The following is a 14,535-nucleotide window of genomic DNA, read 5'->3' as shown; positions in this document are numbered from 1 at the left end:
ACTCTCGTGCATTTATCGACTTCGGTAAACATGTGAATCTGGCTTCACCCCAACAAACACCTTCAAAGGTTCGCCATGACTACTCAAACTTCGAAAGTTGCCCTCGTGACCGGCGCCTCCCGTGGCATCGGTGCCGTGATCGCCAGACAACTGGCCAGCGAAGGGTTCGCCGTCGCCATCAACTACGCCAGCAGCGCCATCGAAGCCTCAAAACGGGTGGTGGAGTTGCGTCAGGCCGGCCATCAAGCCATAGCGATCAAGGCCGATGTGGCCAATGCCGACGACGTGCGCCGGATGTTCGACGAGACCGAAACGCAACTGGGCAAGGTCGATGTGCTGATCAACAACGCCGGCATTCTCAAAGTGATGCCGCTGGCGCAACACACAGACGAACTGTTCGACCAGACCTTCAACATCCACGCGCGTGGCACCTTCAACACCTTGCGTGAGGCGGCGACGCGTCTGAACAGCGGCGGGCGGATCGTCAACTTTTCCAGCAGCACCGTCGGGCTCAACCTGCCAGGCTATGCGGTGTACATCGCCAGCAAAGCGGCCGTGGAATCCCTGACCCAGGTATTCGCCAAAGAAATGCGCGGGCGCAACATCACCGTCAACGCAGTCGCCCCCGGGCCGGTAGCGACCGAATTGTTTTTGCACGGCAAGAGCGAAGAGCAGATCCAGACCTTCGCCAAGATGCCTCCGCTGGAGCGTCTCGGTCAGCCGGAGGACATTGCTCGTGTGGTGTCGTTTCTGGTCGGGCCGGATTCGGCTTGGGTCAATGGTCAGATTCTGCGGGTGAATGGTGGATTGGTTTAAGCTGGTTTGCAGGCAGGCCAGACGCCTTCGCGGGCAAGCCTCGCGCCTACAGGGGTTGCGCGCAATCTGTAGGCGCGAGGCTTGCCCGCGAAGGCGGTCTTGAGGGCAGCACACATCGAAAGGACGGAATGCATCATGCACACCACGATCATCATCACCTTCGGCCTGATCCTGCTGGCGCTGATGCTGTTCATCGGCGAGAAAATCGGCTTCAGCCGCGAGACCCTGACCTACAGTTTTGTGGTCCTGTGGCTGGCCCTGACACTGATCAACGGCGCGGTCGGCATGGTCAATGCCGGCCAGCCGTTGAGCACTGAACTGGTCGTTGGCAGCGCCGTGTTCGGTGTACCGGTGGCGGCGCTGGTGCTGTTCATGGTGTTGACCACCGAAACGTGAACAGCACCGCCACTACGTTCAACGCACCAAGTGCAAGAACTGCAAATGCCGTTCGTACTGATCAAGGATGTCGTTGATGATCTGCTCCTTGGTGTAACCCACCAGATCGTAGTTCTGGCTGCCCTCGCTCAAATGCACTTCGGCCCGGTAATAACGGCGGTTGTTGAGTTCCTTGGAACCCATGCCACCACGGGCAAACGATGGCGTGAAGTAGCCACGCATCTGCACCTGATAGATAAACGGATGCTCTTCGCCGTGTCCGATTTCCAGGCTGACGTTGTCGTTGGCCGGGTCGGGCTGAGTGACCACGTTCAATCCTTTCTCGACGAACACGGCGCTCACTTCTTCGATCGCCGGGCGCACCGTGGTGTCGAGGAAGCGATAGACCTCATCGCGAGACGGGAAATGCACGGCCTGGGTCAAACGCTGACGCCAACCGCCCCTCCGCGAGCCGGACACCGGCGCCAGGGAATGCAGCTGCGCGATCTGCTTTTGCGACTCCAGATAGAACGCCTTGTGCAGCCCCCACATCATCAGCAGCAAGATCATCGAGAACGGCAACGACGTCAGCACCACCGCTGACTTCAGCGCATCGATGCTGCCGGAGAACAGCAACGCACTGGTCACCAGCGCGGTCATCGCGCCCCAGAACACCCGCAGCCATTTCGGCCCGTCTTCATCCGGGTTGCCGCCCTTGGCGGAGAGCGTCGACAGCACCACGGTGCCGGAGTCGGCCGAGGTGACGAAGAACACGAAGCTGATGAACACCGTCACCGCGATGACGGTTTTGCTCCACGGGTAGGTTTCCAGCAGCAGGTAGAGGGTCATCGACGGATTGTCGACGGCCGACATGCCGAGTGCGGTCATGCCGTGGTTCAGGACCTGGTCGATGGCGCTGTTGCCGAAGATCGACATCCACGCCAGGGTGAAACCGAGCGGAATCAGCAACACGCCGAAGACGAATTCGCGAATGGTACGGCCACGGGAGATCCGGGCGATGAACAGGCCCACGAACGGCGACCACGCAATCCACCAGGCCCAATAGAACACGGTCCAGCCGCCCAGCCAGTCGCTGGGTTTGTCGTAGGCGTACAGGTCGAAACTCTTCATCGGCAACGCGCCGAGGTAGTCGCCGATGTTCTGGATCAGGGTGTTGAGCAAGTGCTGCGTAGGACCGGCGAACAACACGAACAGCAACAGCGCACAGGCCAGCAGCATGTTGATGTCGGACATCACCCGCACGCCTTTATCGACGCCGGACACCGCGACGATGATCGCCGCGCCCATCATCAACGTGATCAGGCCGACCTGAATCCACTGGGTGTGAGCGATGCCGAACAGGTAGTCCAGGCCCGAGTTGAGGTGCAACACGCCAAAGCCCATGTCGGCGCCGAGGCCGAACACCGTGGCGATGATGCCGAAGCCGTCCACGGCGTAACCGATCGGGCCGTTGATGCGCTTGCCAATCAGCGGATAGAGCGCCGAACGCAAGGCCAGCGGCAGGTTGTGGCGGTAGGCGAAGTAGGCCAGCGCCATGCCGACAAAGGCGAACACGCCCCAGCCGTGCAGGCCCCAGTGCAGAAACAGAATCTGCATCGCCTGACGCGCCGCATCCGCCGTGCCGGCCTCGCCTTGCGGTGGTTGGGCCAAGTGAGTGAGCGGTTCGGACACGCAAAAGAAGAACAGCGTGATGCTGATCCCGGCGGCGAACAGCATGCCGGCCCAGGACAGGTAACTGAATTCGGGCTCGTCGTGGTCGGCACCGAGCTTGATCTTGCCGTAGCCAGACAAGGCGGTGACCACCACGAAGACCAGATACAGCGTCATCGCGAGCATGTAATACCAGCCGACCGTATTGGCCGCCCAGTTTTGCGCTTCCAGCAGCCAGGCGCCGGCCTGTTCAGGCATGGCAATGACGACGATGCCGAACAGCAGAATGAAGGTCGCCGCGAAATAAAACACCGGCGGATTCATGCGGACCTGGCCGCTTGGAGGGAGGGACGATGCACTCATGAAAGGTGCACCTCAAGGGGGTGAAACAGGGCAATCAATAACGGACTCGGCAAGGCAAGCCTCCTGTTGTGAACGGGCAGCAAACCGGCGGTTTAACTTGAATGAGCGTTCAAGTTAAACATGAATAGGGTGCTAAGGACTAATCGCAGGGCTCGGCGGTACGTTCTGTACGCTAGCTCAAGGATGGGTATGACGTGGGATTTGGGGGATTCGTTCAGCGGGAAATTAGCTAAATGCCATGATTACCGTGCGCCTTGAAATCCATTCGCGAGCAGGCTCGCTCCCACAGGGAGATGTGTCGTTCAAAAATCCACTGTGGAAGCGAGCCTGCTCGCGATGAGGCCGGTGCAATCAGCTGAAATTTCGAAGCTTACTTCTGCGTCCCGTCATCATGCTGCAAATTCGCCTGCGTCAGGTTGCACCCCGGCGGTACGCTACGGGTCAGCCAGACGTTGCCGCCAATGGTCGAGCCCTTGCCAATGGTGATCCGCCCCAGAATCGTCGCGCCGGCATAGATCACCACATCATCCTCAACGATCGGATGCCGCGGATGGCCCTTTTGCAACTGGCCGTCCTCATCCGACGGGAAGCGCTTGGCGCCCAACGTCACGGCTTGATAAATCCGCACGCGTTCACCAATGATCGCCGTCTCGCCGATCACGACACCCGTCCCGTGATCAATAAAGAAGCTGCGACCGATCTGCGCCCCAGGATGGATGTCGATACCGGTGGCCGAGTGGGCGATTTCTGCGCTGATCCGCGCCAGCAGCGGCAGCCCCGAGCGGTACAAATGGTGCGCCAGGCGATGGTGGATCACCGCCAGAATCCCGGGATAGCACAACAGCACTTCATCGACGCTACGAGCTGCCGGGTCACCGTGATAGGCCGCCAGCACATCGGTGTCCAGCAAGCTGCGCAGCCCCGGCAACGCGAGGGCGAAATCCTGAATGATCGCAATAGTCTTGGCCTCCACTTCGGTGTCAGCTTCGGCGCTGTGACGAGCGGCGTAACGCAGTTCGAGTCGTGCTTGCGCCAGCAACGCGTTCAACGCGACGTCCAGCGTGTGCCCGACGTAGAAGTCTTCACTCTCCTCACGCAAATCCACCGGTCCCAGACGCATCGGAAACAAGGCACCGCACAGCGCTTCCAGTATCTCCGCCATGGCGGCCCGGGAAGGCAATTCGCGACCGCCCTGCTCGCCGCTGACTCGGCCGTTTTGTGCGCGCCACTGGTCCCGCGCAGTACGCAGTTGACTGACGATGGTCTGCAATTGCCAATGGCTGGAACGCTCGCTCACGGTAAAAACTCCTCACGGGCGGCCGGAGTGTCTGGCCGCGTTGTCGGCGATTACTTTACGGCAAGGTCTGGAGGCCGAATTAAGAACCAATTGTGCTGTGTTCAGTTCTTTTGGCTATAAGCGATTGACGGTTGCCCATGCATATAGCCGTGCCTATAGTCCTGACATCTTCCTTGGCCAGTACGGACCCATGATCAAACAACAGCTTGCCCGCTTTAACCGCCTCGACCTCCTCGGCCACCCTACCGCACTTGAAAAACTCGAACGGCTGTCGACCTGGCTCGGCCGTGATCTGTACGTCAAACGCGATGACCTGACACCGCTGGCCATGGGCGGCAACAAGCTGCGCAAACTCGAATACCTGGCGGCCGATGCCTTGGCCCAGGGCGCCGACACGTTGATCACCGCGGGTGCGCTTCAGTCCAACCACGTGCGCCAGACTGCCGCCATTGCGGCCAAGCTTGGCCTGGGCTGCGTCGCGCTGCTGGAAAATCCATTGGGCACCGACGACGCCAACTACCTGGGCAACGGCAATCGGCTGCTGCTCGACCTGTTCGATGCCAAGGTCGAGCTGGTGGAAAACCTCGACAATGCCGACGAGCAACTGCAAGCCTTGGCCGACCGTTTACGCAATAACGGCAAGAAACCGTATCTGGTGCCGATTGGTGGCTCCAATGCGCTGGGCGCTTTGGGTTATGTGCGCGCCGGGCTGGAACTGGCCGCACAGATCAAGGACACCGGCCTGCAATTTGCCGCCGTGGTCCTGGCCTCGGGCAGTGCCGGGACCCACAGTGGTCTGGCGCTGGCACTGAGTGAAGTACTGCCGGATTTGCCAGTGATTGGTGTCACGGTGTCCCGTAGCGATGAAGATCAGCGCCCGAAAGTCCAGGGCCTGGCCGAGCGCACTGCCGAGTTGCTGGGCGTGAGCCTGCCGGCGGGTTTCAAGATCGAACTGTGGGACGAATATTTTGGCCCGCGGTATGGCGAGCCGAATGCCGGGACGCTGGCGGCGGTGAAGCTGGTGGCGAGTCAGGAAGGGTTGCTGCTGGACCCGGTTTACACCGGTAAAGCCATGGCCGGGTTGCTGGATGGCATCGGTCGTCAACGGTTCAACGATGGCCCGATCATTTTCCTGCATACCGGCGGGGCACCAGCGTTGTTTGCCTACAAGGACTCGCTGACCAGTTGAAGTACTCCTGTGGCGAGGGACCAAGCTCCCTCGCCACAGGGAATCGCGTGTATCTCATATGAAATAAAAGAATAACAAACACGATATTTATTATTTTCCTATCTAAAAGCGCCATCATATAGTCACGCCGCAGGCGAATTTGCAGCGAGACGCATACGCTGCTTTAGGGCAGGATATTGCAGTCGTCCAAATCCCGATTTTGCCAACATTCCTAAAAGCGTCTTCATAAGAAAACACAGGGGCTTGTCATGAATTTTTCCGCACTACGTCGAAATCTGCTGGTCGGTTCGCTGGGCCTGGCGCTGAGCGCCGGTCTGCTGGGGCAAGCGGTTGCCGGTGAGCAGCTGCAAAAAATCAAGGACGCGGGCGTGATCAACGTCGGTCTGGAAGGCACTTACCCACCGTTCAGCTTCGTTGACGCCGACGGCAAACTGGCCGGTTTCGAAGTCGAGTTCTCCGAAGCCCTGGCCAAAGAACTGGGCGTGAAGGTCAAACTGCAACCGACCAAATGGGACGGCATCCTCGCGGCGCTGGAATCCAAACGTCTGGACGCAGTGATCAACCAGGTGACCATCTCCGAAGAGCGCAAGAAGAAGTATGACTTCTCCGAGCCGTACACCGTTTCCGGGATTCAGGCGCTGGTGCTGACCAAGAAGGCCGCGGAGCTGAACATCAAGTCTGCCGCCGATCTGGCCGGCAAGAAAGTCGGCGTAGGCCTGGGCACCAACTACGAGCAGTGGCTCAAAGACAATCAGCCAAAAGCCATCATCAAGACCTATGACGATGATCCGACCAAGTTCCAGGACCTGCGCGTCGGCCGCATCGACGCCATTCTGATCGACCGTCTGGCCGCTCTGGAATACGCCAAGAAAGCCAAGGACACCACCGCCGCCGGCGAAGCGTTCTCCCGTCAGGAAGCCGGTATTGCCCTGCGCAAAGGCGAGCCTGAGTTGCTGGCTGCGGTGAACAAAGCCATCGACAAGCTGCGTGCCGACGGTACGCTGAAAAAGCTTTCGGAAAAATACTTCAGCGCTGACGTCACTCAATAATGGAAGAAGCTTTTCAACTCGCACTGGACTCCCTGCCTTTCCTGCTCAAGGGGGCCTACTACACGGTCATCTTGAGCCTGGGCGGGATGTTCTTCGGCCTCATGCTGGGCTTCGGCCTGGCACTGATGCGCCTGTCGCGCTTCAAGCTGGTCAGCTGGATCGCCCGCATCTACGTGTCGTTCTTTCGCGGCACGCCGTTGCTGGTGCAACTGTTCGTGATCTATTACGGCTTGCCGCAATTGGGCATGGAACTCGATCCGCTGCCGGCGGCCCTGATCGGCTTCTCGCTGAATATGGCCGCTTACGCCTGTGAAATCCTGCGTTCCGCGATCAGCTCCATCGAGCGCGGTCAGTGGGAAGCTGCCGCCAGCATCGGCATGACTCGTGCGCAAACCCTTCGCCGGGCCATTATCCCGCAAGCGATGCGCACCGCATTACCGCCGCTGGGCAACAGCTTCATTTCGCTGGTCAAGGACACCGCGCTGGCCGCCACCATCCAGGTGCCGGAACTGTTCCGCCAGGCGCAACTGATCACAGCACGCACCTTCGAAGTGTTCACCATGTACCTTGCCGCCGCGCTGATCTACTGGATTCTGGCCACGGTGCTCTCGCACCTGCAGAACAAGTTGGAAGAGCGGGTCAATCGGCACGACCAGGAGTCCTGACCCAATGATTGTCGTGGAAAAACTGACAAAGCAGTTCAAGGGTCAAGTGGTGCTCAACGGCATCGATCTGGAAGTGAAGGAAGGTGAGGTCGTCGCGATCATAGGGCCTAGCGGCTCGGGTAAAACCACCTTCCTGCGATGCCTGAATTTTCTGGAAGAACCCACCAGCGGCCGGATCAAGGTCGGTGACATCGAGATCGATGGCAGCCGCCCGTTGAACCAGCAGCAGAACCTGGTGCGGCGCTTGCGTCAGCATGTCGGTTTCGTGTTCCAGAACTTCAACCTGTTCCCCCATCGCACCGCCCTGGAAAACGTCATCGAAGGCCCGATCATCGTGAAGAAGATCCCGCACGCCGACGCCGTTGCCCTGGGTAAAAAGCTATTGGCCAGGGTTGGCCTGGCGGGCAAGGAAGACGCTTACCCGCGACGCCTTTCCGGTGGTCAGCAGCAGCGTGTGGCGATTGCCCGTGCACTGGCGATGGAGCCGGAAGTGATCCTGTTCGATGAACCCACCTCAGCGCTTGATCCAGAGCTGGTGGGTGAAGTGCTGGCGACCATCCGCAGCCTGGCCGAAGAGAAGCGAACCATGGTGATCGTTACCCACGAAATGGGCTTTGCCCGGGACGTGGCCAACCGTGTGGTGTTTTTTGACAAGGGTGTGATCGTCGAGCAAGGCGAAGCCAAGGCGTTGTTTGCCAACCCGAAAGAAGAACGGACGAAGCAGTTTCTCAGCAAGTTCCTGAATAACACCAACCCTTAATATCGCTTCACTATTTGTCAACTTCCATGGATGGAAGTGACAACTTACCCCGCCACCCACATCGCTCGACTCTCTCTTCTCGTTCATTCGAACAATAGATTAATTTTTACAACTGCATGCGGTACATATATATGTTCTGCAACAGATTAAACGCGCCTAAAATCCGCCAGATCCAGTGCCATCAATGAGCACACCGTCGCCGCCACCCGCGCCCGAAAATCAATAAATACGCGGCGAAATTCGACAGAGCGGTGCGGCATATTAACTTTAAGGCGTAGGATTTTTCTGAATAGCACTGAATACCCTACTTAACTAGTCAGTTCTATTGACACCTATTCAGGCGCACTCTTATCTAGTCCCCAGCAGGCGTCAACCATCGTTAAAAACCATTATTGAAACTTGCAAATAGTGAACAACTTTGTTGCTCGGTAATACACGCCTTTTGATTTTTTCAGAAACGGACTTCGCTGCAAGGCGTCAAGGAGAAACCCATGACAAGCACCTCGAATAAATCCGGACTTGCGGCCCCTACCCTGGCGCAATCCCACAAGACTGGCATCAATGTCACTTCGGCGGCCCATCTGCTGATCGATGTGGCGCCCTACCCCGGCATGGACGAAGGCGACCTGATCGAACTGTTCTGGGACAACTGCTACGTCGCCTCCCGCGTCCTCATGGCCGACGATGTCGGCGAAGTCGTCAGTCTGCGTGTGCCGCAAAGCTTCATTGCCAATGGCTCCTCCTGCATTCACTACCGCGTCATGCAAGTCGGACAGGGGCCGGCGCTGTCGCTCGCCACACGGGTACAGATCAAGCTCGATTGCCCGGGCGGTCAGCCACTCACGCTGTGCGGCCACGAAAACGAGCACCTGGCGCCAGTGGGCATCCCCGAAACCATTCGCCGTCAGGGGGTCAATCCGAACCAGATCAAGCGGGGCGTGCCGTTGACCATCGAGCCTTACCTGAACATGGCCGTCGACGATGAAATCACCCTGCGCTGGGGTGATGTGCGCATGGACCTGCCGCAGCTCAAGGCCGACGAGGTGGGCCAGCCGGTTCAGGTCTGGGTGCCGCCGGCGATCATTCTCGAAGCCGGCGAAGACCTTCGGCTGGAGGTGACTTACTGCATCCTCGATCGCGTGGGCAACAACTCCGGCTGGGCACCACCGCGCTGGCTCAAGATCGGTTGCAACAATCCCTATCTGAAAGTGCCGTTCAAAGAGCAATTGAAAGCCGCCGAAACGCGCAAAAAGTAAAAACACCGCCGTCCCTGTAGGAGCGAGGCTTGCCCGCGAAGGCTGTGCGTCAGCCAACATCAAAGGTGCCCGACACTCCGCCTTCGCGGGCAAGCCTCGCTCCTACAGGGGAAGCAACACCCTTCTATGCATATTCCCAAAAGTTAGTTTATTAATTTTTTATACGCGTTTAGGGTATATGCACCGGACCACCGGACATTCTTGATTTTCGTTCGCCGCAACCCTCGCGGCGACTCCATGAGATGTGAGGTAGGTATGGCCCGGAACACAATCACCCCAGTGCAGATCGCCAGGGCATTGCGTGCAGCCAAGGAGCGGCACTGATGTCCAGTCTTGCAGATGCAATCGTTCAGAGTGATCTGGACATCGCCCCCTGTTGTTGCCCGCGCAGGTCCTGCGCAACGACGCACAAGCCATCAAGGCCGCCCATGAGCTGGCGCAAGTCGCCCGCCTGCAAGCGGCCAAACGTGACCGGCAGCGCAAATTGCCATGGTCGCAAATCGAACAGTTCACCCGCAGCGGCCTGGGCAGCATTTCCATTGCGCGCGAGTACGGTGGCCCGCAGGTTTCGTTCGTCACCCTGGCCGAGGTTTTCGCGATCATTTCTGCGGCGGACCCGGCACTGGGACAGATCCCGCAGAACCAGTTCGGCATCCTGCACCTGGTACTCGGCAGCGCCACCGATGCGCAAAAAAAACAGCTGTTCAAAAGCGTGCTCGAAGGCTGGCGCATCGGCAATGCCGGGCCGGAGCGCGGCACCAAAAACACCCTCGAACTCAAAGCACGAATCACCGCTGACGGGGATGGTTTTGTCATCAGCGGGCAGAAGTTTTACTCCACCGGAGCACTGTTCGCCCATTGGGTGGCGGTCAAGGCGCTGAACGACGACGGCAAGCAAGTGTTGGCCTTCGTCCGTCGCGGCACACCGGGCCTGCGCATTGTGGATGACTGGTCAGGCTTCGGTCAGCGCACCACCGCCAGCGGCACTATTTTGCTCAACAACGTGCGGGTCGACGCCGAGCTGGTGGTAGACAACTGGAAGATCAACGACAGCCCGAACATCCAGGGTGCCGTGTCGCAACTGATTCAAGCGGCCATTGACGCCGGTATCGCTCGCGGTGCCATCGACGATGCCATCGAGTTCGTGAAAACCCGTGCCCGTCCGTGGATCGACGCCAAGGTCGAGCGGGCCAGCGACGACCTCTACGTCATCGCCGATATCGGCAAGTTGAAAATTGAACTGCACGCCGCCGAGGCACTGCTGCGCAAGGCCGGGCAAGTACTCGATGAGGTCAGCGCCGCGCCACTCACTGCCGAGTCCGCCGCGCGCGCGTCGATTGCCGTCGCTGAAGCAAAAGTGCTGACCACCGAGATCTCGCTGCTCGCCAGCGAAAAGCTCTTCGAACTGGCCGGCAGCCGCGCGACCCTCGCCGAATTCAATCTCGACCGCCACTGGCGCAACGCCCGCGTGCACACGCTGCACGACCCGGTGCGCTGGAAATACCACGCCATCGGCAGCTATCACCTGAACGGCACGCTGCCCGCTCGCCACTCCTGGATTTAACGACCAGATCTCTGGAGAAACACATGACTCATTCTCACCACGTCGCGGTCATAACCAGCGATGAGCAAGCCCTGATCGTCGCTACCGATCTGGCCGAAGATTTCAAACGCGACAGCGCCCTGCGCGACCGCGAACGCCGTTTGCCGCACCCGGAGCTGGAAGTGTTTTCCCGCTCGGGTCTTTGGGGCATCAGCGTGCCCAAGGAATACGGCGGCGCCGGGGTTTCCAACGTGACCCTGGCCAAGGTTATCGCGCTGATTGCCCAGGCTGACGGCTCGCTCGGACAGATCCCGCAGAACCATTTCTACGCCCTCGAAGTGCTGCGCGTGAACGGCAGCGAAGAGCAGAAAAAACGCCTGTACGCCGAAGTGCTCGCCGGCCAGCGCTTCGGCAATGCCTTGGCGGAACTGGGCACCAAAACCGCCCATGACCGCGTCACCAGCCTGACCCGCGACGCTGACGGTTATCGCATCAACGGTCGCAAGTTCTACGCGACCGGCGCGATCTATGCGCAACGCATTCCGACGTCGGTGGTGGATGAAAACGGCGTGCAGCAACTGGCGTTCGTCCCCCACAACAGCAAAGGCCTGACCGTCATCGACGACTGGAGCGGTTTCGGCCAGCGCACCACCGGCAGCGGTTCGGTGGTGTTCGAAGACGTCTACGTCGCCACCGAAGACGTCATCCCGTTTCAAAGTGCGTTCGAGCGCCCGACCACCGTTGGCCCGCTGGCACAGATTCTTCACGCCGCCATCGACACCGGCATCGCCCGCGCCGCCTATGAAGATGCCCTGCACTTCGTGCGCACCAAAACCCGACCGTGGATCGACGCCACCCATGAAAAAGCCACTGACGACCCGCTCACCCTCAAGAGTTTCGGCCACCTGAGCATTCGCCTGCACGCCGCCGAAGCCTTGCTGGAACGCTCCGGCGAATTCCTCGACAAAGCCCAGGCCAACACCAACGCCGAGACCGTCGCTGCGGCCTCGATTGCCGTTGCCGAAGCCCGCGCCATCAGCACCGACATTTCCCTCGCCGCCGGCAGCACGTTGTTTGAACTGGCCGGCAGCCAGGCAACGCTGATCGAACACGGCCTCGATCGCCACTGGCGCAACGCGCGGGTGCATACCCTGCACGACCCGGTGCGCTGGAAGTATCACGCCGTCGGCAACTACTACCTCAACGATGAAAACCCTCCGTTGCGGGGGACCATCTGATGGCCGAGGCGAGAAAGAAGATCCTGCTCAACGCGTTCAACATGAACTGCATCGGGCACATCAACCACGGCTTGTGGACGCATCCACGGGACACCTCCACCCAATACAAAACCGTTGAATACTGGACCGAACTGGCGCAGTTGCTGGAACGCGGCTTGTTCGACGGTCTGTTCATCGCCGATATCGTCGGCGTGTACGACGTCTACCAGAACTCGGTGGACGTGCCTCTGAAAGAATCGATCCAGCTGCCAGTCAACGACCCGCTGCTGCTGGTTTCAGCCATGGCGGCGGTGACGAAAAACCTCGGTTTCGGCCTCACCGCCAACCTGTCTTACGAACCGCCGTACCTGTTCGCCCGCCGCCTGTCGACGCTCGATCACCTGAGTCGCGGCCGGGTCGGCTGGAACATCGTCACCGGTTACCTCGACAGCGCCGCCAAGGCCATGGGCCTCAGCGAACAGGTCGAACACGACCGCCGTTACGACCAGGCTGATGAATACCTCGAAGTGCTCTACAAACTCTGGGAAGGCAGCTGGGAAAACGGCGCGGTGTTGAATGACCCGCAACAGCGGATCTACGCCCAACCGGAAAAAGTGCACAAGGTCGAACACAAGGGTGAGTTCTATCAGGTCGAGGGTTATCACCTCTGCGAGCCATCGCCGCAGCGCACGCCGGTGTTGTTTCAGGCCGGCAGTTCCGATCGCGGTTTGCTGTTCGCCGGGCGTCATGCCGAGTGCGTGTTCATCAGCGGGCAGAACAAACCATCGACCAAGGTTCAGGTGGATAAGGTTCGCGCCAGCGCTATTGAAGCCGGGCGCAATCCCGAAGACATCAAGGTGTTCATGGGCTTGAACGTGATTGTCGGCGCCACCGAAGCACTGGCCTGGGCCAAGCACGCCGAATACCTGAGTTATGCCAGCGCGGAGGCCGGCGTGGCGCATTTTTCGGCGTCGACCGGCATCGACTTCTCCGACTACGAGATCGACGAGCCGATCCAGTACGTGAAGAGCAATGCGATCCAGTCGGCGACCAAAAACCTGCAAAACAACGACTGGACCCGGCGCAAATTGCTCGAGCAACACGCCCTCGGCGGCCGCTACATCACGGTGGTGGGTTCGCCTGAGCAAGTGGCGGACGAACTGGAATCGTGGATCGCCGAGACCGGGCTGGATGGCTTCAACCTGACACGGATTGTCACGCCGGAAAGCTATGTGGATTTCATTGAGCTAGTGATTCCGGAGCTGCAGCGGCGTGGGTCGTACAAAACGGCTTATGACAACGGCAGCCTGCGGGAAAAGCTGTTTCACGGCGAAGCGCATTTGCCTGAGCAACATACGGGCTCGGCGTTTCGGCGCTAAAAGCTTCGCGGGCAAGCCTCGCTCCTACAGGTATTGGTCGTTCACAAATGTCCGGTACGGCGCTGAACCTGTAGGAGCGAGGCTTGCCCGCGAAGAGGCCCGCCCAAACACCCAAAATTTATGCACTGACTGGAAACCCCATCATGAAAAAGACCTGCCTCTCCCACCCAGTCAAAGCACTGGCCCTGGCCCTCGGCCTCTTCAGTTCTGTCACCTTCGCCGCCGACGCGCCGCTGAAAGTCGGCACCACCGCGGCCTTCGCCATCCCGCTGGAAGCCGCCGTCGAGGAAGCCAAAAAACAAGGCCTGCAAGTCGACCTCGTGGAGTTCAGCGACTGGATCGCCCCCAACGTCAGCCTCGCGGCCGGCGACATCGACGTGAACTATTTCCAGCACGTACCGTTCCTGGAAAACGCCAAGGCTGCCGCCGGTTTTGACCTGGTGCCGTTTGCGCCGGGGATCATCAACAACGTCGGCCTCTACTCGAAAAAATACAAAAGCTTCGACGAACTGCCGCAAGGCGCCAGCGTCGCCATCGCCAACGACCCGATCAACAGCGGTCGCGGTCTTCAACTGCTGGCCAAGGCCGGCCTGATCACCCTAAAACCGGGTGTCGGCTACAAGGCCACCGAAGAAGACATCATCGCCAACCCGAAGAACATCAAAATCCTCCAGGTTGAAGCGGTACAGCTGGTGCGCGCCTATGACGATGCCGATCTGGTGCAGGGCTACCCGGCGTATATACGTCTGTCGAAGACTTTCGATGCCGGTTCGGCGTTGCTGTTCGACGGTCTCGATCACAAGGAATACGTGATCCAGTTCGTGATCCAGCCCAAGAGCAAAACCGATCCGCGCCTGATCAAGTTTGTCGATATCTACCAGCACTCGCCGGCTGTTCGTGCAGCCTTGGATAAAGCCCACGGCAAGCTCTATCAAGCCGGCTGGGAAAGCTGAGG

General features: G+C 59.4%; 13 protein-coding genes. 11 read left to right on the top strand and 2 right to left on the bottom strand.

Annotated features, from left to right (window positions below; translation table 11 throughout):
* Positions 1 to 75: 75 nt before the first annotated feature.
* Together HP062_RS21990 and HP062_RS21985 are read left to right on the top strand one after the other, a co-directional pair.
* Positions 76 to 816 carry an SDR family oxidoreductase gene (locus HP062_RS21990; RefSeq protein WP_083375285.1) on the top strand — a complete coding sequence of 247 codons (741 nt, stop codon included), beginning with the start codon at positions 76 to 78 and terminating at the stop codon, positions 814 to 816.
* 135 nt (positions 817 to 951) lie between these two features.
* Positions 952 to 1,212, top strand: a complete 261-nt coding sequence (locus tag HP062_RS21985; protein ID WP_083375286.1) for a hypothetical protein — start codon at positions 952 to 954, stop codon at positions 1,210 to 1,212.
* An 18-nt stretch (positions 1,213 to 1,230) separates the two neighbouring features.
* Here HP062_RS21985 and betT read toward each other — a convergent pair whose 3' ends face one another.
* Both betT and epsC read right to left on the bottom strand, forming a co-directional pair.
* Positions 1,231 to 3,186 carry a choline transporter BetT gene (betT, locus tag HP062_RS21980; protein WP_172792602.1) on the bottom strand — a complete coding sequence of 652 codons (1,956 nt, stop codon included), beginning with the start codon at positions 3,184 to 3,186 and terminating at the stop codon, positions 1,231 to 1,233.
* Positions 3,187 to 3,595: 409 nt separating this feature from the next.
* The gene (gene epsC, locus HP062_RS21975) at positions 3,596 to 4,522 is read right to left on the bottom strand and encodes a serine O-acetyltransferase EpsC (protein ID WP_010464798.1); all 927 of its coding nucleotides are present in this window, start codon (positions 4,520 to 4,522) and stop codon (positions 3,596 to 3,598) included.
* 190 nt (positions 4,523 to 4,712) lie between these two features.
* Here epsC and HP062_RS21970 point away from each other — a divergent pair, with 190 nt between their 5' ends.
* The 9 genes from HP062_RS21970 to HP062_RS21930 all read left to right on the top strand — a co-directional run bounded on the left by HP062_RS21970 (position 4,713) and on the right by HP062_RS21930 (position 14,533).
* Complete coding sequence (locus tag HP062_RS21970) at positions 4,713 to 5,711, top strand: D-cysteine desulfhydrase (RefSeq protein ID WP_010464800.1); 999 nt, start codon at positions 4,713 to 4,715, stop codon at positions 5,709 to 5,711.
* Between the two features lie 248 nt (positions 5,712 to 5,959).
* Entirely contained in the window at positions 5,960 to 6,760 is an 801-nt protein-coding gene (gene tcyJ, locus HP062_RS21965) for a cystine ABC transporter substrate-binding protein (RefSeq protein ID WP_010464802.1), read from the top strand.
* Positions 6,760 to 7,425: a cystine ABC transporter permease gene (gene tcyL, locus HP062_RS21960; RefSeq protein ID WP_010464804.1), complete on the top strand. Its 666-nt coding sequence runs from the start codon at positions 6,760 to 6,762 to the stop codon at positions 7,423 to 7,425. Before tcyJ ends, tcyL begins: the two co-directional genes overlap by 1 nt.
* Positions 7,426 to 7,429: 4 nt before the next feature.
* The gene (gene tcyN / locus HP062_RS21955) at positions 7,430 to 8,185 is read left to right on the top strand and encodes an L-cystine ABC transporter ATP-binding protein TcyN (RefSeq protein ID WP_010464805.1); all 756 of its coding nucleotides are present in this window, start codon (positions 7,430 to 7,432) and stop codon (positions 8,183 to 8,185) included.
* Between the two features lie 491 nt (positions 8,186 to 8,676).
* Positions 8,677 to 9,441, top strand: a complete 765-nt coding sequence (locus tag HP062_RS21950; protein ID WP_102593417.1) for a hypothetical protein — start codon at positions 8,677 to 8,679, stop codon at positions 9,439 to 9,441.
* A 373-nt stretch (positions 9,442 to 9,814) separates the two neighbouring features.
* Entirely contained in the window at positions 9,815 to 11,005 is a 1,191-nt protein-coding gene (locus tag HP062_RS21945) for an SfnB family sulfur acquisition oxidoreductase (protein ID WP_372242826.1), read from the top strand.
* A 23-nt stretch (positions 11,006 to 11,028) separates the two neighbouring features.
* Positions 11,029 to 12,222: an SfnB family sulfur acquisition oxidoreductase gene (locus HP062_RS21940; protein WP_172792018.1), complete on the top strand. Its 1,194-nt coding sequence runs from the start codon at positions 11,029 to 11,031 to the stop codon at positions 12,220 to 12,222.
* On the top strand, positions 12,222 to 13,580 hold the full coding sequence (locus tag HP062_RS21935; RefSeq protein WP_172792017.1) for an LLM class flavin-dependent oxidoreductase: 1,359 nt from the start codon (positions 12,222 to 12,224) through the stop codon (positions 13,578 to 13,580). Before HP062_RS21940 ends, HP062_RS21935 begins: the two co-directional genes overlap by 1 nt.
* Positions 13,581 to 13,723: 143 nt before the next feature.
* The gene (locus HP062_RS21930) at positions 13,724 to 14,533 is read left to right on the top strand and encodes a MetQ/NlpA family ABC transporter substrate-binding protein (RefSeq protein WP_172792016.1); all 810 of its coding nucleotides are present in this window, start codon (positions 13,724 to 13,726) and stop codon (positions 14,531 to 14,533) included.
* The last annotated feature ends 2 nt before the right edge of the window (positions 14,534 to 14,535 follow it).

It is taken from the genome of Pseudomonas sp. B14-6 (genome assembly GCF_013260315.1).
GTDB lineage: Bacteria > Pseudomonadota > Gammaproteobacteria > Pseudomonadales > Pseudomonadaceae > Aquipseudomonas > Aquipseudomonas mandelii.
Note: the sequence above shows the minus strand (reverse complement) of the source record. Positions and strands in the feature narration are given on the sequence as shown.